The organism is Haemophilus parainfluenzae (assembly GCF_003252725.1).
Classification (GTDB): Bacteria; Pseudomonadota; Gammaproteobacteria; order Enterobacterales; family Pasteurellaceae; genus Haemophilus_D; species Haemophilus_D parainfluenzae_L.
The window spans coordinates 37180-60112 of the sequence record NZ_QEPO01000005.1; the positions used below are offsets into that span (position 1 = coordinate 37180).

Here is a 22933-nt window from a genome sequence, read left to right on the forward strand (position 1 = left end):
TATCATCTGTGCCTTATTCACTCATTTAATAATGGATAACTAAAAATGAAACTTGCTGTTATTTTACCCGCATATAATGCAGAAAATTTTCTCACTGAATGTTTAGATTCATTGTTGAATCAAACCTTTAGTGATTTTTGTATTCTGGCAGTTAATGATGCTTCTACCGATAACACAGGTGACATTCTCGAAAGCTATGCGACAAAAGATGCTCGCTTACGTGTTTACCATTTACCTCAAAACCAAGGTGAACCTGCTGTCATGCAATTTGCCATGGATATGCTTAACTATATGAATGTGGAATATGTTGCACGTATGGATGCCGATGATATTTGTGTGCCACACCGTCTTGAAAAACAAGTTCAATATTTAGACGAGCATCCTGAAATTGATATTTTAGGAAGTAATGCACTGCTCTTTAATGATGGGCAAACTGATAAAATGTCTAAAGTAAGTACACTTCCTCTTTTAGATAAAGATATAAAAGCACATTTTTCTTTAGCTCGTGACAATATCATTAATCCCTCTTCAATGTGGCGACATTCTAGTATCAAGGCACTTGCGATCAATTATGCACAAACAGCCACAGCGCCCGATTTTCATATGTGGGTACAATGTGCATTACATCAAAAGAAATTTGCGAATTTACCAGAGCCATTATTGTTTTATCGGATACATCAAGGCCAAGCGAGTAAAATACATGACAAAATTAGCGAGTCTATTCAATACTCTATGGAGCTATGGATAAGTCATTTATTTCCAGAATTAACACCTAAAGAAGTCAGCTTACTGAGCCTTATACTGCACGGGAAAAGCATTAAATTACGCACTGAAGAGTTTGAAATCGCCTTTTCAGCTTATGACAAAGTTCGTTCAAATAATGAAATCTCACTATTTGGTGAAGATCGGGAAACGATGTTTAGTATTTTAGATACACATACACAATTCTTGAAAAAGCTTTTGTATCAAAGAACGCAATAAAGCTTTTACTTCATCAGACTACGTCCCCAATCTGAATAGGATTAGGGAAATTTTTATCCGTTTTAATATCAAAGTGCGGTCATTTTTAGCCAAATTTTTTGCAATAACATCACCGTACTTTACATATCTAACCTATTTTTCAAAAATGGCTTCGACGGTTAATTCTTTGTAGTGATAGCCCTTTTTTTGACTAAATTGCATTTCAAGTGAACCTAAATAGATAGCAAAACTTGGCGCATCAATTTTTAGCAAGTCTTTGGTGATTAGTTTAAGATCTGATTCCGCCAGTTTTTTCATTGAGTCTAAATGATGTTGTTGAAAGACCTTTTTAATGTGTTGATCCATATCGGTACAATATCTATCATGCTCTTCAACAAAACAAACTTCGGCTCGTTCTTTTGGCTCATTCTCTTCTTTTTTCGATCCGTTATCGTCCACACGATAGAATTGATAAACTGGCACATGGATCCATTTTTTATACGAACTCACATCAATTGATGACCATTCAAACGCCGCTTCTCTAACCGGGCTATTTTGCAGAGCCATAATGTCACTATCATTGATACGGAAAGAATGCTCATAAACATCCAATGAAATCAGTTCATTCGCTTTTTCACCATATCTTTGTACAAAGGCTTTTCGTTTCTCTTCATAATTAGAGCTGTCATAAGGCCCTAAGTCCAAACGATGGACTAAATAATCAGATACATCATCTAATTCATTCCAATCTTGGCGTTCGTTTTCTGGCATATTTTCTAAACGACTTAAAAAATCCACATCATCACGAATTTTTCCTTGCCTATCAGATAAATTAAGCTTTGTGAGTAAATGCTCAAAACGTTCTGTTTGGCTTTGATAAGCGATTTCTTTCGGTTTCACCACCCAAGTCATGGCAAAAATAGCTACTATCACAACGACAGAAATCAAACGATATTGACGAATTTTAGGAATGATTAAAATGGTATAAGCAATCGTAATCGCCGAGGCTAGAGCCACTAAATAAATCCGTTGCTCAGTCCAAGCATAGGCACTAATTCGACGGACAATAGCCAACCATAACAATACAATTGGCACAGTGGAAAGGTATGGGAAAAACTTAAAGAAACTATCCCAATTTGCTTTCACACTAATACTACGTAAAGCGTAAACACCTAAGCCTCCAACTAAGTAAGGCAACGCAATATTCGACACCATACCTTTTGGCAAAGCCCCTGCTAAGACAATTTTGCCAACGTAAGCATAAAGTAGTGCAGTAAAAATCATCAAAGCGGGCGCTAAGATAAAATTCACTAAAATGTCAAAACTACGATTTAGCGTCATCTCTGTATTTTCGTGGCGCTGTTGAAAGACCAAAAAGAACAAAGGAAGACAAAATGCAGTAATTGAGGAATAAAGATGCTTTTGAAACCATTCACTAAAATCAATGTTAAATAATGTACTGATTGAAGCCAAAATTGCGGCTACCAAACCAGAGACGAGCCCCCAGCCAGCAATGGATGAAGTGATGTAATATAGCGTCGTAAAATTACGATAAGTAAAGGCTTGATTGTTTCTAACAAATGGAAAGCCACATAATATCAATAATACAATAAATTGAGCGCCCCAAAACTTAGGGCTATAGCCATAAAAATCAGCATTATCATTCACTTGCCAAATGGTGAAAACGGCAATAAGCGGCACAACCCACGAAAAACGATACCAGGCATAAGGGCGAGATAAATAAATAAAGGCAAACAGCATGGGCTCAAATAGCCAATAAGCTAAATGATCTTTTTCGGAGTTCATATCCACAAACCAAATCCCAAGAGCAAATGCAGCAATCATGAAGATTTCAATCGGATGGGTGGATATTGCTGATTTTATTTGTGTTTTGATCTGCTGAAAAAAAGTCGAAAGAGACATAATGATTCCTTTTTCAATGCAACAAAGTCTCAATTAAGAATAAATAATTCGCCGTAAAATAATACGAAATTTCGCGCAACTTTAACCAACTTTTGAAGGCAATTCCACTGAAATAAGAGAATAATTGGCGAAAAAGAGATAAAAACTTACCGCACTTGAGTGAAAAATAAGATACAGATCAAAGTGCGGTCATTTTTCCAAGACAAATTTCTAAATTTGCTTTATTATATTGCCACTTTAGGTTCGCCTAACTAATTTTAATTAACTTTAAACAGAGGAAAACAAAATGGCAAAAATCGTTAAGGTCATTGGTCGTGAAATCATCGACTCTCGTGGTAACCCAACTGTAGAAGCTGAAGTTCATCTTGAAGGTGGTTTCGTTGGTTTAGCAGCGGCTCCATCAGGTGCATCTACTGGTTCTCGTGAAGCATTAGAATTACGTGACGGCGACAAATCTCGTTTCTTAGGTAAAGGTGTATTAAAAGCGGTTGCAGCGGTAAACGGTCCTATCGCAGATGCATTAGTAGGTAAAGAAGCGTCTAACCAAGCTGAAATCGACCAAATCATGATCGATTTAGACGGTACTGAAAACAAATCTAACTTCGGTGCAAACGCAATCTTAGCGGTATCTTTAGCAACAGCGAAAGCCGCTGCAGCATCTAAAGGTTTACCACTTTACGCTTACATCGCAGAACTTAACGGCACGCCAGGCGTTTACTCTATGCCATTACCAATGATGAATATCATCAACGGTGGTGAACACGCCGACAACAACGTTGATATCCAAGAATTCATGATTCAACCAGTTGGTGCGAAAACGTTACGTGAAGCACTTCGTATCGGTGCTGAAGTATTCCACAACCTTGCGAAAGTATTAAAATCTAAAGGCATGAGCACTGCTGTAGGTGATGAAGGTGGTTTCGCACCTAATTTAGCATCTAATGCAGATGCTTTAGCATGTATCAAAGAAGCAGTAGAAAAAGCTGGTTATGTATTAGGTAAAGACGTCACTTTAGCAATGGACTGTGCTTCTTCTGAGTTCTACAACAAAGAAACTGGCAAATACGAAATGAAAGGCGAAGGCCGTTCATTCACTTCTCAAGAGTTCACACATTATCTTGAAGAATTAACCAAACAATACCCAATCGTGTCTATCGAAGATGGTCAAGATGAATCTGACTGGGATGGTTTTGCATACCAAACTAAAGTGTTAGGCGACCGCGTTCAATTAGTGGGCGACGACTTATTCGTCACTAACACCAAAATCTTAAAAGAAGGTATCGAAAAAGGTATCGCAAACTCTATCTTAATCAAATTCAACCAAATCGGTTCTTTAACTGAAACTTTAGCAGCAATCAAAATGGCTAAAGATGCAGGTTACACCGCGGTTATCTCTCACCGTTCAGGTGAAACTGAAGATGCGACTATCGCTGATTTAGCGGTTGGTACAGCAGCAGGTCAAATCAAAACTGGTTCTATGAGCCGTTCTGACCGTATTGCGAAATACAACCAATTAATCCGTATCGAAGAAGCATTAGAACGCGCTGGTACACCAGCTCCGTTCTTAGGTTTAAAAGCGGTTAAAGGTCAAGCGTAATTCACGCTGAATTTACTGTAAAATCTCACCGCACTTTGCACAAAAGTGCGGTGTTTTTATGAAGACACAATCGGATTCACTTCTTACTGAACCTTGGCTATCTTGGGCTATCGAAATCCAAAGTATTGCACAAAACGGGCTAACTTATTGCAAAAATATCTATGATATTGAACGCTATGAACGCTTGCGGGATTTGTCTGCTGAAATGCTCGCTTATAAAACAGCAATACCCAAAGAAACTGTCAAATCGTTTTTCTGCAATGGGACTGGTTATCAAACCCCTAAAATCGATTCGCGCGCAGCTATTTTCAAAGATGATAAAATTTTATTAGTACAAGAACATGATGGTCTTTGGTCACTGCCTGGCGGCTGGATAGATGTGCTAGAAACCATTCATAGTAATACGATTAAAGAAGTACGCGAAGAAGCGGGGCTTAATGTTAAGCCGACTTTTATTATTGCTATTCATGAACAACATAAACGCAATTTTCCGCCTTTTGTACATCCTGTACTCAAAACCTTCGTCATGTGCGAACCATTAAGTGGTAAATTTCAACCAAATAGTGAAACAGTGCAATCTGCCTATTTTGCATTAAATGAACTGCCACCAATGAATGAAGAAAAAAATACGCCCGCACAGGTTGAACTTTGCTTTCAGGCACACCATAGTAGCCACTGGACTACACAATTTGATTAGGAAATACCATGTTACATTTAACCCTCGAAGATCAACTCTTTCTCGGTCAACCCAAACAAGTCGGCACACACTCTACTGTGCATGATCATCTGGCGGTGATGTTTGAAGATGACGGTGAAACGGGCTATTTTTATGCGTTAGATATGCGTCAAAATGCGCAGCCTGTTGTCGATTACTTACATGTTTATAACGTCGATAACACTCGCAATCACCACGAGGCACGTAAATTAGAAATTTGCTGGGATGAAAGCGGTTATTTAGCCTTATTGCTTATTAACGGCTATCCGCATGCCGTATTTGATTTTGCTCATTTGATCGGCTATAACACCAACAAGCATCCTCAGCCTGACTTAATGAGCATGTGGACACACGAAGAAATCACCAATGAACGAGCAACCGCATGGCTTGGTGTGAATACCATTAAATAGGATTAACTATGCGATTTTACCGCGGTCTTCAGCCTTTCAAGGTCATGAGTTTTGATCTTGATGACACCCTTTACGATAACAGTGATGTCATTCGTTTGGCCGAAGAGCATTTTCTTCAATGTGTGCAAGAGCACACTCGATTGAGTGCTCTTACCTCAGAATATTGGCGAGAATGGAAATGGCAACTGGCGGAAAAAGATTCCTTGATTACTGAAGATGTGATTGCCTGGCGTGTCGAAACGTTACGCAACTTACTTGCGCATCATGGTAAAAGTGCGGGTGAAATTGACCGCACTTTGGCTCTCGCTATGGAAGAATTTATTGAATGGCGACACAAAATTGATGTACCCGCAGAAAGTATTGAAGTATTAAACCAACTTAAAGAACGCTACCTATTGAGCGTGATTACCAATGGTAATGTGATTGCTACACGCATTGGGCTTGAACACTTTCAGCTGAGTTTACGTGGTGGAGAACAAGGCAGAGCGAAACCTCATCAAGATTTGTTCCATCAAACCGCCCATTATTTTGGCGTAAAACCGAGTGAAATTTTACACATCGGTGACAACTTAACTACGGATGTTCAAGGCGCCATTCAAGCTGGTTGCCAAGCTGTATGGATTAATTTATCGGGTAAAAACCTCAATTCATTTACTGAAGCAAGTGTTTTGCCTACATTAGAAATCAATCATTTAACTGAATTATTAACACTTTAACCCTATGATGAAAAAGAAAAATCAAGTTCTCGTCAGCCTTTCCATTGTGGCTTTATTGGGCGGTTGCTCAGAAGAGCAAGTCCAACGAGATGTTTATAATAGCCTTGAGGATTGTTTAGCCGATTGGCAAAAAATTGAATTGTGCGAAGCTGACCAATCTAATGAAAATAACAGCAGCACGACTGCACATGCTGGATCTGGCTCCTCTCTCTCAGGCAATTTAAATACACGTCCAAGCAATAATAGCGAGTGGTCAGAAGACAATCAGACCGTTAAACAAACCTTGAATCCAGATGGAGCAACTCACTCTGGCAATTCAAGCAGCGCTGAGGGAACAAGCCACACTAGTTCTGCAACAGGAGAAGGACACGGCAGTATGGGCAGTGCGATTGCAGGTGCCGCAATGGGCTATATGATCGCGCGTACGATGGGTTCATTTTTAGGCCCTAGTTACAATCCAAGCAATCGTGCCGTCTCAACGCCAACGGGTCAAGTTATTCAACCGCAAACTAATCGTTCTGTCGGTAAACCTGTATTAGTAAAAGGCAATGCTGGTAGCACTTACAGCAAACCAGTTTCACGCGGTGGCTTTAAAAGCGCTAGCTCAAGCAGCAGCCGGAGCTCAGGCGGTTAAATATGAAACGAATCACAGGCTTTCCTACTCGCCCCAATATGGTGCAACAATTATTAGATGTGGGCTTTGATTACTATAATCTGCCTTCCTCTGATGGCTCACATTATTGGTCGGACAATGTGGCATATGAATTTACTCTAGCTGAAATCGATCGTATTGAAGATGCCACCAACGAATTGCACTCGATGTGTATGGACTTTGTTAACGATGAAGTGAAGCAAGGTGATTATGCCCATTATCGCTTCACCGATTTACAGAAAAATCTGATTGAACAAACATGGTCTAAAAACGTACCGCACTTATATGGCCGTTTTGATTTTGGTTATGACGGTGAAAACCTCAAAATGTTTGAATACAATGCCGATACGCCTACTTCTCTGCTTGAAGCTGCTGTGGTGCAATGGCAATGGTTAGAGCAAATTGAAGGCTTAGGACATCGTGACCAATTTAATTGGATTCACGAAGAATTGCTCAATCGCTTTCAGTTTATTCAGCAGCAAACAGGACTAAACGATTTCCATTTTAGTGCCATGCAAGAAGCGGGCCGTGAAGATTGGGGCAATATCGATTACTTAGCAGATGTGGCTTACAACGCAGGTTGGCATATTCATCAGCTTGCCATTGAAGATGTGGGCTACGATAAAGACAGTCAGCAATTCCTCGATCTGAATAATCAACCTATTGATTGTTTATTTAAGCTCTACCCGCTTGAATGGATGACTATGACAGAATATGCACCACACATGCTTAATTCATCCACTACTTTTATCGAACCTGCGTGGAAATTACTATTAAGCAATAAAGTGCTATTAGCGAAATTGTGGCAAAAACACCCAAATCATCCTTTATTACTACCCGCTTACTTTAGCAAGCATGATATTACCGATCGCCAATCAATATGGGTGAAAAAACCGACATTAGGTCGTGAGGGCGCCAATGTTTCTTACTATGAAAAACGTAATGGTCTAGAATTTGCCGCCAAAGGCAGCGAACATTCTGCCTTTTATGATCAGGCAGGCTACATCTATCAACAAAAATTTGAACTGCCAAATTTTGATGGCATGTATCCAATGATTGGGTCTTGGGTAGTGGGTGATGTAGCATGCGGCATTGGATTGAGAGAAGATTTTACCCCAGTTACCGGTAATGATAGCCACTTCATTCCGCATTACTTTGTGGAATAAAAACAACGCAAAAACTGACCGCACTTAACAGATAACAAGGAGATAAATATGTATCCATTTAGTTTTCAAAACCCTACTCGCATTGAATTTGGCCTCGATAAAGAAAAAGAGATGGGTAAATATATGCACGAATACGGTGCAAAAAAGGCCTTAATTATCTATGGCAGTGATCGTGTCAAACAATCCGGCTTATTTGAAGATGTGGCGAAAAGCTTGCGTAAGCATGGCATTGAATACATTGAATGTGGTGGGGTAAAAAGTAACCCGACAATCAGCAAAGTCCGTGAAGCCGTTGCAATGGCAAAAGCCTTTGGTGCAGATAGTGTGTTGAGTATCGGTGGCGGCTCTTGCCTTGATAGTGCGAAAGCGATCGCGGCTGGTGCGTGCTATGACGGTGATACTTGGGACTTTTTTAAAGGCACACCGGTGCAAAAAGCGTTGATGATTTTTGATGTAATCACCCTTGCGGCAACAGGCAGTGAAATGAACTGGGGCTCAGTCATTACTAATGAAGAAACGCAGCAAAAATATTCAATTCACAGCAATCATTTATTCCCGAAAGTATCCGTCATTAATCCGAAATTACAAGCAACCGTCACTCGTGATTATTTAGTGTATTCTGCCGCAGATATCATTGCTCATTCTATTGAAGCCTATTTCACGGCGGAATATCGTCCTGAAATTATTGATTTCTTAGTAGAAAGCAATATTAAAACTGTTATCCGTACGACTGAAATCTTGCTCAATGATCCACAAGATCTCAATGCTCGTGGTGAATTTGCCTGGGCGGCTACACTTGCGTTGAATGGTTTAACGCATTTAGGTATCTCACCTTACGGTTTCCCAAATCATATGATTGAGCATTCCATGAGTGCGATTTCAGATGTGCCACATGGTGCTGGGCTTTCCGTGATTATGCCTGCGTGGATGCAATGGTATCAATCTCAAAGACCCGATCAATTCAAACGCTTTGCTAAAGAAATATTTGGCTTAGATAAAGCTGAAGATGGTATTCAAGCCCTAAAAGCTTGGTTTGATAAAATCGGTACACCAACTCGTCTTGAACAACTTGGCATTGATGATAAAACCTTAGCTGAAATTGTTGAAAATGCGGTTCAAACCGCTATCAGAGCGAAAGTGGAAAAAACTTATACCAAAGAAGCTATTGAAGCAATTTTCGCTTTAGCGAAGTAATCTCTCATAAAAAGAGCGGTCAAATTCACAAAACAATGGAATTTGACCGCTCTTTTTATATTCTCAATATTTCACTTTATTGAAAAGAACACAAAAAAATAACCGCACTTCAGTTACCCAAAGTGCGGTTAATTTAAATTAAGTTTTAACGCTTAATTATAGTGAAGCTTGATCAACAGCCACACCAGCACCCATAGTTGTAGAGATGCTTACTTTCTTGATAAAGATACCTTTTGCAGTAGTTGGTTTTGCTTTGTTTAAAGCAGCCAATAATGCTTGAAGGTTTTCTTTTAATTGAACTTCAGAGAAGTTTGCTTTACCAATTGTTGTGTGGATGATACCGTTTTTATCGTTACGATAACGGATCTGACCAGATTTAGCATTTTTAACTGCTTCAGCAACGTTTGGTGTTACGGTACCAACTTTAGGGTTTGGCATTAAACCACGTGGGCCTAATACTTGACCTAATTGACCAACAACACGCATTGCATCAGGAGAAGCGATAACAACGTCAAAGTTCATTTCGCCTTTTTTGATTTGCTCTGCTAAATCTTCCATACCGACTAAATCAGCGCCAGCTTCTTTAGCTGCATCTGCGTTAGCACCTTGGGTGAACACAGCTACGCGTACTTCACGACCAGTACCGTGTGGTAATACAGTTGCACCACGAACGTTTTGGTCTGATTTACGAGGATCGATACCTAAGTTTACTGCAACGTCAACACTTTCAACGAATTTAGCCGTTGCGAATTGTTTTAATAACGCGATTGCTTCGTTGATTTCGTATGCTTTAGTAGAATCTACGCCAGCTTTGATTGCTTTCATTTTTTTAGTCAATTTAGCCATCGTATTATTCCTCCACCACTAAGCCCATTGAGCGAGCAGTACCAGCAATTGATTTCATTTTAGTTTCGATAGTCGCGCCAGTCATATCTGCTGCTTTAGTTTCAGCGATTTGACGAACTTGATCTAAAGTTACTTTACCCACTTTATCTTTGTTCGGTTTACCTGAACCAGATTTGATACCTGCTGCTTTTTTCAATAATACTGCTGCTGGTGGAGTTTTAGTAATGAAAGTGAATGAACGGTCTGCATATACAGTGATAACAACTGGAATTGGTAAACCTTTTTCTAAGCTCTCAGTACGAGCGTTGAATGCTTTACAGAATTCCATGATGTTCACACCTTGTTGACCTAATGCAGGACCAACTGGTGGTGATGGGTTTGCCATACCAGCTGCAACTTGCAACTTAACGTATGCTTGGACTTTTTTTGCCATTTTTTAGTTTCCTCTAAATGGGTGATAACGCCGAAATCGGCTCCCCTGTTAATGAAAGGCCGTATTTTAATTAATCGGCCTCGAAATTTCAAGCAGAAAAACTACTCGAAAAACAACCGCACTTTATTTTTTAAGTGCGGCCATTAAATTTCTTATTTTGGAAAAGGGAAATTAACGTGTTTTTTCCACTTGACCAAATTCAAGCTCAACTGGTGTTGCACGACCAAAGATAGATACAGACACTTTTAAGCGACCTTTTTCGTAATCCACTTCTTCAACCGTACCATTAAAGTCAGCAAATGGACCTTCTGTCACACGCACTTCTTCACCAGGTTGATATTCTTTACGATGACGTGGTTTTTCAGCACTTTGCTCTAAACGATTTAAAATTAAATCTGCTTCACGTTTAGAAATTGGCGCTGGCTTATCTGGTGTACCGCCGATAAAGCCCATTACACGTGGTACGCTTTTCACTAAGTGCCATGTGTCATCATTCATTGCCATTTCAACTAATACATAGCCTGGGAAGAATTTACGTTCGCTTTTACGACGTTTACCTGCTACGTTTTCAACGACTTCTTCAGTCGGCACTAATACTTCACCAAACTGATCTTCCATTTGTTGTTGTTTGATATATTCACGCAATGTGATTGCAACACGACTCTCAAAGCCTGAGAATGCTTGCAATACATACCAACGTTTTTTGGATACGTTTTCAGTTTCGCTCATTTTAGAATCTCAAATCAGTTAAGAAGTTAATCAATGCAATGATAATTGAATCAATTGCCCAGAAGAATAAAGAGGTAAGCACGGTTACCCCAATTACGATTAAAGTTGTTTGACGTGTTTCTGCACGAGTTGGCCATACCACTTTACGACCTTCAACTTTTGCTTCGCTAAAGAATGTACGAGCTTTTGTACCTTGGTTAGTAATTGCAGCTAACCCAAAGGCAATTAATAAAGCGACAACTACGCCAACTACACGCACAGGTAAAGAGAAGGCGTCTTTAAAATAAACGTTACCAATCGCTGCAGCAGTAAAAAATGCCACAGAAAGAATCCAAAGAAGCATGTTTAAGCCTTTTGATTTACCTTCTACGACTTGTTCTTGGTCGTGTTTCTTTTTCTCAACAATTTCAGTTGCCATAAGTGAATCCGTATAAAATAAGGGATAAATAATTTTTAGATTAATTTCAGAACGTGCGATTGTAGCATTTTCTTTCGGGATTGCCTATGAAAAATGTTAGAAAAAACAACCGCACTTTCTGTTAGTTTTTATATTCGAGCTTCGGTGGTTTGTTATCAACGATGGTTTCTTCATCCACAATCACTTTTTGCAAGTTTTCGATTGAAGGTAAATCATACATCGTATCTAACAATACAGCCTCAACGATTGAGCGTAAACCACGCGCACCGGTTTTACGTTCAAGGGCTTTTTTCGCCATCGCTTTTAATGCTTCTGGCGTGAATTCAAGTTCCACATCTTCTAAGCCAAATAATGCTTGATATTGTTTGGTCAGTGCATTTTTCGGTTGAGTAAGGATCTGAATTAACGCTTCTTCATCTAATTCGCTTAATGGTGCAATCATCGGAAGACGACCAATAAATTCTGGAATTAAACCGAATTTCATTAAATCATCCGGCTCAACTTGACGGAATAATTCAGAAAGATTTTCTTTCTCTTCTTCCTTCTCTACTTTCGCATCAAAACCAATTCCAGTATCAGTTTGTGTACGCTTACCGATGATTTTATCTAAGCCAGCAAATGCCCCACCACAAATAAAGAGGATTTTTGAGGTATCCACTTTCAACATTTCTTGTTGAGGATGTTTACGTCCACCTTGTGGTGGTACAGACGCAATAGTGCCTTCAATTAATTTCAACAAGGCTTGTTGCACACCTTCACCAGACACATCTCGAGTAATAGATGCGCCTTCTGATTTACGGCTAATTTTATCAATTTCATCAATATAGATAATGCCCTGCTCTGCTTTTTCTGTATCGTAATCGCAATTTTGCAATAATTTTTGCAGAACATTTTCCACGTCTTCGCCCACATAACCGGCTTCAGTTAACGTCGTCGCATCGGCCATAGCAAAAGGTACATTTAAACGACGTGCCAAGGTTTGTGCTAATAAGGTTTTACCGCTACCTGTTGGACCAATTAACAAGATGTTACTTTTACCTAATTCCACATCATTGCTTTGGTGGTTCGTACGTAAGCGTTTATAGTGATTGTAAACCGCCACTGACAAGACTTTTTTCGCATAATCTTGCCCAATCACATAATCATCTAAGTGCGCACGAATTTCGTGCGGTGTCGGTAATTTTTCTTCAACTGCCAGTTCGCTAGGTGTTTCGATTTCTCCACTGTCTTCCAACATACTGTGGCAAAGCTCGATACACTCGTTACAAATATAACCATCTGTACCCGCAATTAATTTACCTACTTCACTTTTTTCTCTTCCGCAGAAAGAACAGTGAAGATCGTTATCATTTGTTGTCATGTTAAATCCTTAACGTTTAATCAACACATCGTCCACTAAGCCGTAAGCTTTTGCTTCTTCCGCCGACATAAAGTTGTCACGATCGGTGTCTTTTTCGATACGTTCGATGCTTTGACCGGTATGGAAAGCAAGACGCTCGTTTAAGGTTTGTTTAATTTTTAAAATTTCTTGCGCGTGGATCTGAATATCAGATGCTTGTCCACGGAAACCACCTAACGGTTGATGAATCATCACTCGTGCATTCGGTAATGCAGCACGTTTTCCTGCTGCCCCCCCTGCAAGTAAAAATGCGCCCATTGAGCAAGCTTGACCAATGCAAAGAGTACGCACATCCGGTTTAATAAATTGCATGGTATCGTAAATTGCCATACCCGCAGTCACTGAACCGCCCGGTGAGTTAATATAAATATTGATGTCTTTTTTCGGATCTTCTGATTCTAAGAAAAGTAGCTGTGCCACGATCAAATTTGCCATATGATCTTCTACTTCACCATTCAAGAAGATCACGCGCTCTTTTAATAGGCGGGAATAAATGTCGTACGAACGTTCACCACGAGAGGTTTGTTCGACAACCATAGGAATTACACTCATTTTTGCCCCTAAATATGTGCTAAAAAATCGGGCAATATTCTACCCGAAAATCAGTAAAAACAAAATGCGGTCGCTTTTCATTGAAAAAAACAACCGCACTTTTCGATGATATATCTGTGAATTTAATTCACGTTCTATCAATTATTATGCTTGTGGATTCATGATCTCATCAAATGAAGACGCTTTTTCAGTCACTTGAGCTTTAGCAAGAACGGCATCAACTGCTTGTTCTTCTAATACTACATTGCGAATGTTGTTCATTAACTCTTCATTTTTGCTGTAATATTCAACTACTTCAGCTGGTTGTTCGTAAGCAGAAGCGATATCCGCGATCATTGCTTTCGCACGTTCTTCATCCGCTTTCAATTCGTTTGATTTGATCACTTCAGAGAATAATAAACCAACTTGAACACGACGTTTTGCATCAGCTTCAAATAATTCACGTGGTAATTGTGCAGCTTGTTGTGCATTGCCACCGAAGCGTTGTGCTGCTTGGTTACGTAACACATTGATTTCTTCTTCTACTGCAGAAGCTGGAACATCAATTGGGTTTTGTTCGATTAAACCGTTGATGACTTGTTGTTTAACGCGAGAAACTAATGCATTTTTCAATTCACGTTCCATGTTTTTACGGATTTCTGCACGTAAATCTGCCACAGTTTTGGTGTTTGGACCAAATTTAGCAACGAACTCATCTGTTAATTCTGGTAATTCCATTTCTTCTACTTTTTTCAAGGTGATCGCAAATTTTGCATCTTTACCTTTTAAGTTTTCAGAATGGTATTCCGCTGGGAAAGTCACATTGATATCGAATTGTTCGCCTGCTTTGTGGCCTACGATACCTTCTTCGAAACCAGGGATCATGCGGCCTTGGCCCATGAATAGAACGAAATCAGTTGCTTTACCGCCTTCGAATTCTTCGCCGTCTACTGAACCAACGAAGTCGATGGTTACACGAGAATCTGCTTTCGCTGCAGCTTTGCTTTCAGCCCAAGTCGCTTGTTGTTTACGTAATACATCGATCATTTTATCGATATCAGCTTCAGTGATTTCAACAGTTGGTTTCTCAACTTTGATGTTTTCTAAGCCTTTTAATTCAACTTCTGGGTACACTTCGAAAGTTGCAGTGAATGATAAATCTTTACCCGGTTCGAACGTTTCGATAGCGAAAGTTGGACGACCTGCGATGTTGATTTTCTCAGCGATTACTGCGTCAAAGAAATGACGTGGTAATAAATCGTTTAATACATCTTGACGGATTGATGCGCCAAAACGTTGTTCAATGATGTGAGCTGGCACGTGACCTTTACGGAAACCATCAACACGTACATTTTTTGCTGCACGTTTGAATTCTTCACGAGTTGCTTTTTCTACAGCTTCAGCTGGAACGGTGATCGTCACACGACGCTCTAAACCTTGAGTTGTTTCAATATTTAATGACATTTGTAACCTCAATTAATGTTGCACTCGGTAAAAACCACACCGAACACGTTATTGTTTGTAAAAATAAAAAACCGCCAAATTATAGCGAAAGAAAATCAAACAGTCGATAGAAACCGGAAAATTCAATAGAAAACCCGCTAAAATTGCACAATTTATCAACAATTTTGAATAAAGAAAAAAGTGCGGTCAAAAATAACCGCACTTTTTATCGAATTATAAACCTTTCGGTAAACGAATTTTTTGACCTGGGAAAATCTTATCCGCGTCTTTAATCACTTCTTTGTTCGCTTCAACAATAGCGGTATATTTCGCGCCATTTCCGTAAGCTTTCTCAGCGATTTTCCACAAGGTGTCACCTTTTTGGATTACATAGAATGTTTCATCACTGCCTAAGGTTTCACCGTTATTGATGCTTGCATCGCTTGTTACTGAGTGGATACCTTGAATGTTACCCGCCATTAATACTGCTTTTTCTAATGCCGCTGCAGTTGATGCCACACCTTGGATATTTGCTACACCATTTTCAACGGTAACAGATAAGTTTTCCACGCCTGGATTGTCTTCTGCGATGTGTTGAGTCACTGCTTTAGACGCCTCTTCTTCTTTAGAGAAAACTTTCTTACCAATGTCACTGACAAAATCAAATAAACCCATTTTAAAGTTCCTTTTGTATGTTTGTTTAAGGGATTATTACGATACTGAAATTCCCTTCAGAAGTCTATAAATCAGAGTGTAAAGCTATGTAAATATTTCAAGAAAACCGATCTAAAATTGACCGCACTTTGATAGAATACGCCGATTTTTAATTTACTCACTCAGAAAGGAAAAATTATGCGTTGGCAAGGTCGTAAAGAAAGCTCAAATATTGAAGATAGACGTGGCTCTGGCGGCGGTAACTTCGGTGGCGGAAGAGGGACTGGTGTTTTCGGTATTATTATCTTATTAGTTGGTGCTTATTATGGCGTGGATCTTTCAGGCTTAGTGGGCACACCGGATTTTTCAGGACAAAGCTCTCAACGATTAGAAACCCAAGAAGAACAGCAGCTTGCGAGTCTTTCTAAAGTGGTATTAGCGGATACTGAAACCGTTTGGGGACAATATTTTAGACAAATGGGTAAAACCTATAGTGAACCAACCATGGTACTTTACAATGGCGTAACGCCAACTGCTTGTGGTACTGGTCAATCTGCAATGGGCCCATTCTACTGTCCGAGCGATCGCAAAGTTTACCTTGATTTATCATTCTATAATGAAATGAAAAATAAACTGGGTGCAGCGGGTGATTCAGCCTTTGCTTATGTGATTGCGCACGAAGTCGGTCACCATGTACAAAATATGCTTGGTATTCTGCCGCAAGTGAATCGCGCACAACAAAGCAGCGATCGTAAAACGGCAAATCAACTTTCTGTTCAATTAGAACTTCAAGCTGACTGTTTTGCTGGTGTTTGGGCGAGCCAAGCGGTGAAAAGTGGTTTATTTGAACGCGGCGATGAAGAAAAAGCGTTTAATGCAGCAGAAGCCGTAGGTGATGACCGTTTACAAAAACGCAGCCAAGGTTATGTAGTACCTGATAGCTTCACTCACGGTACATCTGCACAGCGTCTAGAATGGTTCAGAAAAGGCTTACAAAGCGCTAACCCTTCTGTATGTAATACTTTTAACCAATAAAATCTTTAAGGCTGATTCATATCAGCCTTTTTATTTCTGTTCATTTCAACATAAAAAAGTGCGGTCAAATTGACCGCACTTTTTCTTTATAATTTTAAGCTTATGCGAACTGACGTACTTCACCGTTACCCGCTACGTTTTCCACACAACGTGGACAAAGTGTAGGATGTTCAGGATTCACGCCGATTTTGTCAGAATAATGCCAGCAACGTGGACATTTTTCACCGTTAGAACGAGCTACGCTTACCGCAATTCCCTCTAACTCGCCCGCAGCCACATCCGCTGGTTTGTCAGCTAATGGTTTCACTTCTGCTTTTGAGGTAATTAACACGAAACGTAATTCATTGCCTAATTGCTCTAACAATGCACGATATTCATCGTTAGCATAAACTGTTACTTCTGCTTCTAAACCACCACCGATCACTTTATCGTTACGGGCGATTTCTAATACACGGTTCACTTCAGAACGAACTTTAATGAGTTGTTGCCAGTAAGCATCATCTAATTTTTCATTCTCGCCTAAGCCAAATAAACCGTCGTAGAATTCTTCAGTGAAGACGAATTCTGCACGCGCAGTCGCAGTTTGTGGCAAGTAGCCCCAAATTTCATCAGCCGTAAATGACAAGATTGGTGCCATCCAACGAACTAAAGCTTCCGCAATGTGCCATAACGCTGTTTGGCAGCTACGACGCGCAAGGCTGTCTGCTTTGGTGGTATATTGACGGTCTTTGATAATATCAAGGTAGAACGAGCCCATTTCCACAGAACAGAAACGCATTAAACGTTGTACCACAGTGTGGAATTGATAGTTATCGTACGCCTCTTTAATTTCTTTTTGTGCATCCAACGCACAAGCTACCGCCCAACGATCCAAGCTAATCATGTCTTCCGGTTTAACGGCATCACGTTGCGGATCAAAACCATTCAAGTTAGCTAGTAAGAAACGCGCAGTGTTACGAATACGACGATAGCTGTCCGCGGCACGTTTTAAAATTTCATCAGAAACGGTCATTTCACCGGTATAGTCGGTAGAAGCCACCCATAAACGTAAAATGTCACCACCGAATTTATCCATCACTTCTTGTGGTGTCACGATGTTACCGATAGATTTTGACATCTTACGGCCTTGACCATCCACGGTGAAACCATGAGTTAATACTTGTTTATATGGTGCTTTGCTGTCTGTTGCCGTCGAAAGCATTAAAGAAGACATAAACCAACCACGGTGTTGGTCAGAACCTTCTAAATACATATCGATATCTTGACCGTTAAATTCTGGACGATTCGCCACAACAGAAGAATAGGTTGATCCTGAGTCAAACCATACGTCAAGGGTATCAGGCACTTTACGATAGGTTTCTGCGTCCGCACCTAATAATTCTTTTTCGTCTAAATCCCACCATGCTTGAATACCGGCTTTCTCTACACGTTTCGCCACTTCTTCAAGTAACGCTAAAGTACGCGGATGAAGTTCTTCGGTTTCTTTGTGCACGAATAAGGTCATCGGCACGCCCCAAGTACGTTGACGGGAAATACACCAGTCAGGGCGGTTTTCAACCATTTTCTCGATACGCGCTTGACCCCAATCTGGAATCCAGCGAACTTGTTTGATCTCGCCTAATGCTTGTTGGCGTAAACCCTGTGTTTCCATGCCGATAAACCATTGCGGAGTCGCACGGAAAATAATCGGGGTTTTGTGACGCCAGCAGTGTGGGTAGCTGTGTTTGATTTTCTCAACTTTCAATAAGTTGCCCACTTCTTGCAATTTTTCAACAACCAATGGATTCGCTTCAAATACGCCTTTGCCTGCAAAGAATTCCGTCGTTGAAATAAATTTACCGTCATTCGATACAAGACCCGCCATCGGTAAATCATATTGTTTACCCACGACAAAGTCGTCTAAACCGTGATCAGGTGCGGTATGTACTAAACCCGTACCGCCATCAGTGGTCACGTGATCACCTAAAATTACTGGTACAGTGAAATCATAGAACGGATGGTTAAAGCGAACTAACTCGAGCGCCTGACCTTTTACTGAACCTAAAACTTCAACTTGTTCTACACCCACGGCTTTCGCTACGGATTCAACTAATTCAGCAGCTAAAATCACGCGCTCATCGCCAAGTTGTACCAAGTTGTATTCTAAGTCTGCATTTACCGCAATCGCACGGTTAGATGGCATTGTCCAAGGAGTGGTTGTCCAAATCACCGCAGATAATTTGCCATGGCCTTTGCCTACTGCGTTAAATTTCTCTTCAATTTCAACCGCACTTACTGCTGGGAAACGAACATAGATAGATGGAGAAACTTTGTCTTCATATTCCACTTCTGCTTCTGCTAAAGAAGAGCCACAATCCAAACACCAATGCACTGGTTTTGAACCTTTGTATAAATGGCCATTCGCAATCACTTTACCGAGTGTACGGATGATGTTTGCTTCTGTGTTGAAGTTCATTGTTAAATAAGGATTATCCCAATCGCCTAACACACCTAAACGGATAAAATCTTTTTTCTGACCTTCTACTTGCTCTGCGGCATATTCACGGCATTTTTGGCGGAATTCAGCTGCAGTAACTTTCTCGTTTGGTTTGCCCACTAAACCTTCTACTTTTAATTCAATTGGCAAGCCATGACAGTCCCAACCTGGGATATAAGGCGAGTTAAAACCTAATGCAGTTTTAGATTTAACAATAATATCTTTCAGAATTTTATTAACGGCGTGACCGATATGAATATTGCCGTTCGCATATGGAGGGCCATCATGCAAAATAAAGGATTTTTTGCCTTTAGTCGCTTGGCGGATTTTTTGATACAACTGTTTGTCATACCAATTTTTTAACATTACAGGTTCGCGTTTGGCTAGATCGCCGCGCATTGGGAAACCTGTTTCAGGTAAATTTAACGTGTTTTTGTAATCAACTGTCATGTTATTTTCCAATTTTATATTTCAATATAATTCTATTTTGCAAAAAATGCTTTCGCTGTTTTTACGTCTTGTTCAATTTGAGCTTTCAACGCTTCAAAAGAAGGAAACTTTATCTCATCGCGAATCTTATGGCAGAATTCCACTTCGACCATTTGTCCATAAATATTCTGAGAAAAATCAAACAAATGGACTTCTAATAATTGTATCGTGCCGTTAATAGTTGGGCGTTTTCCCATGTTGGCGACGCCATTAAAAATCTCGCCTGATTTTAACCGCACTTTCACCGCATAAACCCCTTTTACTGGGTTCACTTGGCGATGTAAGCGAACATTCGCGGTAGGAAAACCAATGGTTCGCCCTAATTTATTGCCGTGTATCACACGACCAAAAATACGATAAGGCTTGCCGAGTAAATTTTCCGCATGCTGTAAATCATCTTTAGCCAACGCTTCACGAATAGCGGTACTACTGATACGTAACTCATCTAAACAGAAGGTGCGACTGTCTTCCACTTCGAAACCAAACTGCTTTCCGGCTTGTTGCAACATGGCAAAATTGCCTAAACGTTTCGCACCAAATTTGAAATCATCGCCAATGCTGAGAAACTTCACATTTAATTTGCGTACAAGCCAATCTTCAATGAATTGTTCTGCTGGAAGATCAGCAAAAGTGCGGTCAAATTTCGCGACGATCACCACATCCACACCCGCCTGAGCCAAATAATGCAATTTATCTCTTAAACGCATTAAGCGCGCAGGGGCTTTGTCACCCATAAAATATTCTCGCGGTTGTGGTTCGAAAAGCATCACCGCCATGGGTAAATTCAGCGCATTCGCTTTCTGACGAAGATGACGCAAAATCGTCTGATGCCCCAAATGCACCCCATCAAAATTGCCAATGGTTAATGCGCACCCTGACAAATATGGCGGTGAATTATGAAGCCCACGAATTAATTGCATTACATCTTATCCAAAAAACAAAAATAATCGGTGTATTATAGCGGTAACTTAATGTTTTGTCAGTAAATGGTGTTTACGCACACCTAATAGCACCAATACGCCTAAATAAACGACCGCAGCCAGTCCAATTAACCAAACCAACCAATAGATACGCATTAAAAATGTCATAGCTGCCCATTCTTGAATCGACGGGCAGTTATACCAAGCCAAACCGCCCATGGCTAAGGCTGCACCTAAAACTTTCAGAAAAAAGACCGCACTTTTACGTGAAAAATGGTATACGTCCTCTTTAGCTAAACCACGATAAAGCAAATAAGCATTTAAGGTAGCTGACATGGCAGAAGCAATCGCCAACCCCACATAGCTAAATGGAATCGCCAACACATTAAAGCCCATATTACTCACCATGGCGATAATCCCGATTTTTACAGGCGTTTTAGTGTCTTGGCGTGCGTAATAGCCATTAGCCAAAATCTTAATCAGCATAAAGCTAAGTAAACCGGCATTGAATGCCCATAAAGAATAAGAGGCTGCATGCACATCTGTTAAGGTAAAACTGCCACGCATAAACAATACCAGTAACATTGGTTGGGCTAACACGGCAATACCAATCGCAGCCGGCACGCCGAGTAATAAAATCATTCGTACGCCCCAGTCCATTGTGTTGCGAAAATCAACCGCACTTTGGGAAGAATTGTCTTCTCGATTCACATGATGACGAGCAAGCGTCGGTAAAATCACAGTGGAAATCGCAATACCAAATAGCCCAAGTGGAAACTCCAATAGACGATCAGAATAATAAAGCCAACTAATGGATCCCGTCATTAAGAAACTGGCAATGACCGTATCAAGCAGCAAGTTGATTTGACTTACGGAAACCCCGAACAAGGCAGGAATCATCAATCGACGGATTTTCGCGACTCCTTCATCATGCCATGCCCATTTTGGTTTGACGAGCAAGCCTGCTTTCTTCAAGAAAGGGATTTGGAATAAAAATTGTAGCAAACCGCCTAAGAAGATCCCGATAGCAAGGGCAAGATCGGGATTGTCTAATCTTGGTGCAAGGAAAAGTGCGGTCGCAATCATGGCGATATTGAGCAAAACAGGCGAAAACGACATCACGCCAAATTTGCCTATCGTATTTAAAATCGCGCCTGAAAGTGCCACAAAGGTGACAAACCATAAATAAGGAAAAGTAATTTTTAAGAGTAAAGAGGCTTGTTCAAATTTGTGTGCATCGGGTCCGTCATTTAGCCAATCGGTAAACCAGCCCATCCCGAAGATCGCCGCCACAACAGGTGATCCCACCATAGCAAGCAAGGTGACAATACTGACTAAACCGCCTAGCGTACCCGACACTTTCCCGATAAATTCTCGCGTTTTAGAAAGATCGCCCGATTTTTGATATTCGGCTAACACAGGGACAAAAGCCTGAGAAAATGCCCCTTCCGCAAATAAACGACGTAAAAAGTTTGGGATACGGTTAGCGAATAGAAACACGTCCGCCGCTGCACCAGCACCGATTAAATGGGCGATCACCACATCGCGGACTAAACCTAACACACGGGACACTAATGTCATCCCACTCACGATAATGCCGGATTTTAAAAGTCGTTTACTCAAAATAGGGGTCTCTTCAAAAAAATTTGCCTTAATTGTATAGAATTTTTGTTTTTACGCTATATTCCAACGAAAAAAACTGATAAAATCCTGCCCACATCGTTTGTGTGAGCCAATAGAAAGCGCTTTTTTTAAATAACGATGCTTACTTTCGGTTGTGTCTCACCGAAATCAACACAAATTATTCATTGACAAAAGTATAAAAAATCGGCATATTCTACGCCCTTATTTTGTCATAATCATCTAACAGAAATTTTAGGAGTTTGACCTTGGCTAATATCAAGTCAGCAAAAAAACGCGCGGTTCAATCTGAAAAACGCCGCCAACACAACGCAAGCCAACGCTCTATGATGCGTACTTACATCAAAAAAGTATATGCTCAAGTAGCAGCAGGTGAAAAAGCAGCAGCTGAAGCAGCATTCGTTGAAATGCAAAAAGTTGTTGACCGTATGGCTTCTAAAGGCTTAATCCACGCTAACAAAGCAGCAAACCACAAAGCTAAATTAGCTGCTCAAATCAAAAAATTAGCGTAATTAAAGCATTAAAACAGCTTAAAAATAAAACCGCACTTTGGTGCGGTTTTTGTTTGCCGTAAACCGTCCTGCCA

General features: G+C 40.4%; 22 protein-coding genes. 10 read left to right on the plus strand and 12 right to left on the minus strand.

Features of this window, described 5'->3' with window-relative positions:
- Positions 1-45 precede the first annotated feature (45 nt).
- A complete protein-coding gene (locus tag DPV85_RS06985) occupies positions 46-981 on the plus strand; it encodes a glycosyltransferase family 2 protein (protein ID WP_111327526.1) in 936 nt (311 codons plus the stop codon).
- Between the two features lie 132 nt (positions 982-1113).
- On the opposite strand, the gene DPV85_RS06990 is transcribed toward DPV85_RS06985, so the two are convergent.
- Complete coding sequence (locus DPV85_RS06990) at positions 1114-2883, minus strand: DUF4153 domain-containing protein (RefSeq protein WP_111327527.1); 1770 nt, start codon at positions 2881-2883, stop codon at positions 1114-1116.
- A 286-nt stretch (positions 2884-3169) separates the two neighbouring features.
- On the opposite strand from DPV85_RS06990, the gene eno reads away from it, so the two are divergent.
- The 7 genes from eno to DPV85_RS07025 are packed head-to-tail and all read left to right on the plus strand — an operon-like array spanning position 3170 to position 9333.
- Entirely contained in the window at positions 3170-4480 is a 1311-nt protein-coding gene (eno, locus tag DPV85_RS06995) for a phosphopyruvate hydratase (RefSeq protein ID WP_070776207.1), read from the plus strand.
- Between the two features lie 58 nt (positions 4481-4538).
- Positions 4539-5177, plus strand: coding sequence for an NUDIX hydrolase N-terminal domain-containing protein (locus DPV85_RS07000; RefSeq protein WP_111327528.1), 639 nt, complete (start codon positions 4539-4541; stop codon positions 5175-5177).
- Positions 5178-5185: 8 nt separating this feature from the next.
- A complete protein-coding gene (locus DPV85_RS07005) occupies positions 5186-5605 on the plus strand; it encodes a DUF2251 domain-containing protein (protein ID WP_054420249.1) in 420 nt (139 codons plus the stop codon).
- Positions 5606-5613: 8 nt separating this feature from the next.
- Positions 5614-6321: an HAD-IA family hydrolase gene (locus DPV85_RS07010; protein WP_111327529.1), complete on the plus strand. Its 708-nt coding sequence runs from the start codon at positions 5614-5616 to the stop codon at positions 6319-6321.
- 7 nt (positions 6322-6328) lie between these two features.
- Positions 6329-6955 carry a hypothetical protein gene (locus tag DPV85_RS07015; RefSeq protein WP_165816488.1) on the plus strand — a complete coding sequence of 209 codons (627 nt, stop codon included), beginning with the start codon at positions 6329-6331 and terminating at the stop codon, positions 6953-6955.
- A 2-nt stretch (positions 6956-6957) separates the two neighbouring features.
- Positions 6958-8139, plus strand: a complete 1182-nt coding sequence (locus tag DPV85_RS07020) for a glutathionylspermidine synthase family protein (protein WP_111327531.1) — start codon at positions 6958-6960, stop codon at positions 8137-8139.
- A 48-nt stretch (positions 8140-8187) separates the two neighbouring features.
- Positions 8188-9333 (plus strand): iron-containing alcohol dehydrogenase, encoded by a 1146-nt coding sequence (locus DPV85_RS07025; RefSeq protein ID WP_111327532.1) that lies wholly within the window; start codon positions 8188-8190, stop codon positions 9331-9333.
- A gap of 156 nt (positions 9334-9489) precedes the next feature.
- On the opposite strand, the gene rplA is transcribed toward DPV85_RS07025, so the two are convergent.
- The 8 genes from rplA to lysM form a co-directional block, all read right to left on the minus strand.
- Positions 9490-10179, minus strand: a complete 690-nt coding sequence (gene rplA / locus DPV85_RS07030) for a 50S ribosomal protein L1 (protein WP_005695230.1) — start codon at positions 10177-10179, stop codon at positions 9490-9492.
- Positions 10180-10183: 4 nt separating this feature from the next.
- Positions 10184-10612, minus strand: a complete 429-nt coding sequence (gene rplK, locus DPV85_RS07035; protein WP_014064251.1) for a 50S ribosomal protein L11 — start codon at positions 10610-10612, stop codon at positions 10184-10186.
- Positions 10613-10783: 171 nt separating this feature from the next.
- Positions 10784-11341, minus strand: a complete 558-nt coding sequence (nusG, locus tag DPV85_RS07040) for a transcription termination/antitermination protein NusG (RefSeq protein WP_005695227.1) — start codon at positions 11339-11341, stop codon at positions 10784-10786.
- Position 11342: 1 nt separating this feature from the next.
- A complete protein-coding gene (gene secE, locus DPV85_RS07045) occupies positions 11343-11759 on the minus strand; it encodes a preprotein translocase subunit SecE (protein ID WP_111327533.1) in 417 nt (138 codons plus the stop codon).
- 121 nt (positions 11760-11880) lie between these two features.
- A complete protein-coding gene (gene clpX, locus DPV85_RS07050) occupies positions 11881-13119 on the minus strand; it encodes an ATP-dependent protease ATP-binding subunit ClpX (protein WP_005698128.1) in 1239 nt (412 codons plus the stop codon).
- Positions 13120-13128: 9 nt separating this feature from the next.
- Positions 13129-13710: an ATP-dependent Clp endopeptidase proteolytic subunit ClpP gene (clpP, locus tag DPV85_RS07055; RefSeq protein WP_005699645.1), complete on the minus strand. Its 582-nt coding sequence runs from the start codon at positions 13708-13710 to the stop codon at positions 13129-13131.
- A gap of 144 nt (positions 13711-13854) precedes the next feature.
- Entirely contained in the window at positions 13855-15153 is a 1299-nt protein-coding gene (gene tig, locus DPV85_RS07060; protein ID WP_049384847.1) for a trigger factor, read from the minus strand.
- Positions 15154-15366: 213 nt separating this feature from the next.
- Positions 15367-15807 carry a peptidoglycan-binding protein LysM gene (gene lysM, locus DPV85_RS07065; RefSeq protein ID WP_065244619.1) on the minus strand — a complete coding sequence of 147 codons (441 nt, stop codon included), beginning with the start codon at positions 15805-15807 and terminating at the stop codon, positions 15367-15369.
- A 177-nt stretch (positions 15808-15984) separates the two neighbouring features.
- Between lysM and ypfJ the strand changes: the two genes are divergently transcribed.
- Positions 15985-16821: a KPN_02809 family neutral zinc metallopeptidase gene (gene ypfJ, locus DPV85_RS07070; RefSeq protein WP_049367255.1), complete on the plus strand. Its 837-nt coding sequence runs from the start codon at positions 15985-15987 to the stop codon at positions 16819-16821.
- A gap of 100 nt (positions 16822-16921) precedes the next feature.
- Here the strand turns inward: ypfJ and ileS are convergent, their stop codons facing one another.
- Genes ileS through murJ form a run of 3 tightly spaced genes read right to left on the minus strand, consistent with a single transcriptional unit; the run spans position 16922 to position 22329 of the window.
- Positions 16922-19747 carry an isoleucine--tRNA ligase gene (ileS, locus tag DPV85_RS07075; protein WP_111327534.1) on the minus strand — a complete coding sequence of 942 codons (2826 nt, stop codon included), beginning with the start codon at positions 19745-19747 and terminating at the stop codon, positions 16922-16924.
- Between the two features lie 32 nt (positions 19748-19779).
- Positions 19780-20706: a bifunctional riboflavin kinase/FAD synthetase gene (ribF, locus tag DPV85_RS07080; protein WP_111327535.1), complete on the minus strand. Its 927-nt coding sequence runs from the start codon at positions 20704-20706 to the stop codon at positions 19780-19782.
- A gap of 48 nt (positions 20707-20754) precedes the next feature.
- Positions 20755-22329 carry a murein biosynthesis integral membrane protein MurJ gene (murJ, locus tag DPV85_RS07085; RefSeq protein ID WP_111327536.1) on the minus strand — a complete coding sequence of 525 codons (1575 nt, stop codon included), beginning with the start codon at positions 22327-22329 and terminating at the stop codon, positions 20755-20757.
- 266 nt (positions 22330-22595) lie between these two features.
- Between murJ and rpsT the strand changes: the two genes are divergently transcribed.
- Complete coding sequence (gene rpsT / locus DPV85_RS07095) at positions 22596-22859, plus strand: 30S ribosomal protein S20 (protein ID WP_005695217.1); 264 nt, start codon at positions 22596-22598, stop codon at positions 22857-22859.
- The last annotated feature ends 74 nt before the right edge of the window (positions 22860-22933 follow it).

What these genes read in the sequence shown, in the direction of transcription:
- DPV85_RS06985 (WP_111327526.1), top strand. Translation starts at nt 46, where the DNA reads ATGAAACTTGCTGTTATTTTACCCGCATATAATGCAGAAAATTTTCTC.
- DPV85_RS06990 (WP_111327527.1), bottom strand. Translation starts at nt 2,883, where the DNA reads ATGTCTCTTTCGACTTTTTTTCAGCAGATCAAAACACAAATAAAATCA.
- eno (WP_070776207.1), top strand. Translation starts at nt 3,170, where the DNA reads ATGGCAAAAATCGTTAAGGTCATTGGTCGTGAAATCATCGACTCTCGT.
- DPV85_RS07000 (WP_111327528.1), top strand. Translation starts at nt 4,539, where the DNA reads ATGAAGACACAATCGGATTCACTTCTTACTGAACCTTGGCTATCTTGG.
- DPV85_RS07005 (WP_054420249.1), top strand. Translation starts at nt 5,186, where the DNA reads ATGTTACATTTAACCCTCGAAGATCAACTCTTTCTCGGTCAACCCAAA.
- DPV85_RS07010 (WP_111327529.1), top strand. Translation starts at nt 5,614, where the DNA reads ATGCGATTTTACCGCGGTCTTCAGCCTTTCAAGGTCATGAGTTTTGAT.
- DPV85_RS07015 (WP_165816488.1), top strand. Translation starts at nt 6,329, where the DNA reads ATGAAAAAGAAAAATCAAGTTCTCGTCAGCCTTTCCATTGTGGCTTTA.
- DPV85_RS07020 (WP_111327531.1), top strand. Translation starts at nt 6,958, where the DNA reads ATGAAACGAATCACAGGCTTTCCTACTCGCCCCAATATGGTGCAACAA.
- DPV85_RS07025 (WP_111327532.1), top strand. Translation starts at nt 8,188, where the DNA reads ATGTATCCATTTAGTTTTCAAAACCCTACTCGCATTGAATTTGGCCTC.
- rplA (WP_005695230.1), bottom strand. Translation starts at nt 10,179, where the DNA reads ATGGCTAAATTGACTAAAAAAATGAAAGCAATCAAAGCTGGCGTAGAT.
- rplK (WP_014064251.1), bottom strand. Translation starts at nt 10,612, where the DNA reads ATGGCAAAAAAAGTCCAAGCATACGTTAAGTTGCAAGTTGCAGCTGGT.
- nusG (WP_005695227.1), bottom strand. Translation starts at nt 11,341, where the DNA reads ATGAGCGAAACTGAAAACGTATCCAAAAAACGTTGGTATGTATTGCAA.
- secE (WP_111327533.1), bottom strand. Translation starts at nt 11,759, where the DNA reads ATGGCAACTGAAATTGTTGAGAAAAAGAAACACGACCAAGAACAAGTC.
- clpX (WP_005698128.1), bottom strand. Translation starts at nt 13,119, where the DNA reads ATGACAACAAATGATAACGATCTTCACTGTTCTTTCTGCGGAAGAGAA.
- clpP (WP_005699645.1), bottom strand. Translation starts at nt 13,710, where the DNA reads ATGAGTGTAATTCCTATGGTTGTCGAACAAACCTCTCGTGGTGAACGT.
- tig (WP_049384847.1), bottom strand. Translation starts at nt 15,153, where the DNA reads ATGTCATTAAATATTGAAACAACTCAAGGTTTAGAGCGTCGTGTGACG.
- lysM (WP_065244619.1), bottom strand. Translation starts at nt 15,807, where the DNA reads ATGGGTTTATTTGATTTTGTCAGTGACATTGGTAAGAAAGTTTTCTCT.
- ypfJ (WP_049367255.1), top strand. Translation starts at nt 15,985, where the DNA reads ATGCGTTGGCAAGGTCGTAAAGAAAGCTCAAATATTGAAGATAGACGT.
- ileS (WP_111327534.1), bottom strand. Translation starts at nt 19,747, where the DNA reads ATGACAGTTGATTACAAAAACACGTTAAATTTACCTGAAACAGGTTTC.
- ribF (WP_111327535.1), bottom strand. Translation starts at nt 20,706, where the DNA reads ATGCAATTAATTCGTGGGCTTCATAATTCACCGCCATATTTGTCAGGG.